This is a genomic window from Mesorhizobium sp. M2C.T.Ca.TU.002.02.1.1 (genome assembly GCF_003997225.1).
In genome coordinates, this window is the sequence record NZ_RZTO01001129.1 from 1 (window position 1) to 1,499 (window position 1,499).

The 1,499-nt window shown below is 65.7% G+C and carries 3 protein-coding genes and 1 pseudogene; all 4 read right to left on the minus strand.

What is annotated here, in order from left to right:
* Nucleotides 1–298: MAPEG family protein (locus EOD07_RS34005; protein WP_164772823.1), on the minus strand; the 298-nt coding region annotated here is incomplete at its 3' end.
* A gap of 84 nt (nucleotides 299–382) precedes the next feature.
* Nucleotides 383–868, minus strand: coding sequence for an SRPBCC family protein (locus EOD07_RS34010; RefSeq protein WP_073987387.1), 486 nt, complete (start codon nucleotides 866–868; stop codon nucleotides 383–385).
* On the minus strand, nucleotides 865–1,182 hold the full coding sequence (locus EOD07_RS34015) for a metalloregulator ArsR/SmtB family transcription factor (protein WP_164772824.1): 318 nt from the start codon (nucleotides 1,180–1,182) through the stop codon (nucleotides 865–867). The genes EOD07_RS34010 and EOD07_RS34015 overlap by 4 nt, the downstream gene beginning before the upstream one ends.
* A gap of 138 nt (nucleotides 1,183–1,320) precedes the next feature.
* Nucleotides 1,321–1,499: pseudogene (locus tag EOD07_RS38870) on the minus strand (DUF2934 domain-containing protein); the annotation flags it as partial.

Consider the following 1,499-nt stretch of genomic DNA (forward strand, 5'->3'; position numbering starts at 1 on the left):
AGATGACCATGTGGACGAGCCGTATCGCCAGGTGCGCCCAGACGAGCGCTGCAAGCGTCACCGGTCCGACGCCGATCATCATCGCCAGCATCGTGGGTACGACGAAGGGGGCGAGTGCCTCGACCGAGTTCATGTGGACGCGGTCGATCCGGTAGAGCGGGTTGTCGTCGTCCGCGGGAATGACCGGACCCGAAAGCTTGCCGGCAAATCCCTTGGACGAGCCGGAATAGACCGCCAGCCCCACCGACAGGAGACAGAGCGCGAGCACGCCGAGGGTGCTCAACCAATAGGCTTCCATTTTCTTCGCTCCTTCCGATCGCTGTGGCCGCCTGGGTTGCGCGCCGCTCCTCGATGCAGGGCGCGCTGCCGTCAGGCCGCGCTGTCAGGCGGCCTGGGCAAAAAGCGCCTGGTACCGCTGCAGGTAGAGCGGCCAGCCCTGATCGCTGTCGACCCCGCCGCGCACGCCTTCCCAGCCCTGGCCATGCCGTTCGATATGGCGATGTTCGATTTCGACGCGGGTGCGGTTTTCCGATTCAGCCGTGAAGCGGACTTCCCACTCGCTGGTGCGGGCGAGGTCGGTTTCGATCTGCCAGCGCGGGCTGATGTCCCAGCTCAGAAGCAGTCGGTTCGGTGGGTCGTAGGCGAGCACGCGGGCGAAGCGGCATTCTGAGCCGTCGACACCGCGGTCGTAGACGTGGCCGCCAACCCGCGGCTCGAAGATCGTTTCCGCGATCGGGACGGCGAGCAGATTGTGCTCGCGCGGTTTGAAATTGCCGAAATCCTCGGTGAACACCTTGAAGGCACGCGCGATCGGAGCCGCGACGACGACGAAATGCCTTACAGGAGCGGGGGCGGGTTGCTTGATCATGTCTCGTCCTTCGTCGGTTGTTCGACAGCCAGCTTGTAGGCCGCGAGCGTCTTCATCCAGAACTGGTCGATCTCCGCCCGAAACGCCGCCAAGCCATCCGGATCGATCCGGTAGATGCGTTCCTTGCCGGAGCGCGTGTCCGCCACCAACCCGGCATCCTTGAGAACCTTCAGATGCTGGGAGACCGCCGGCCGGGTCACAGGCAGCGCATTGGCCAGCCCGCTGACCGAACTGGGTCGGTCGACCAGCAGTTCGAAGATCGTGCGCCGTGTCGGATCGCCGAGCGCCGTCCAGTATTTCGCGTTAGTGGCCACTAACGCGAAAATTAGGGCGGTGTGTTTGCCCTGTCAACCCGGACGGGGAGCGTATGCCAAGCGCAGGCGCCACGCAGCGTGCCCTGGGGCATGCCGGCGTTCTCGCCGTGGAGCGCGGGTAGGTTGGTTGCCGACCTGTCAGCTGCGCCGTTTCGCCTTGAGATTCCGCGCCGCCTGCTCGATCGCCGCGCGGTCGTTGCCCAGCCGGTCGAGCAGCTCCTGCGCCTCGTCGCCCGAGATGCCGGTGCGCATGGCAAGCGCCTCCACCGTCAGCACATCCGCGCCGTCGACCTCGCGTGTTTCGGGCAGCGCATCGC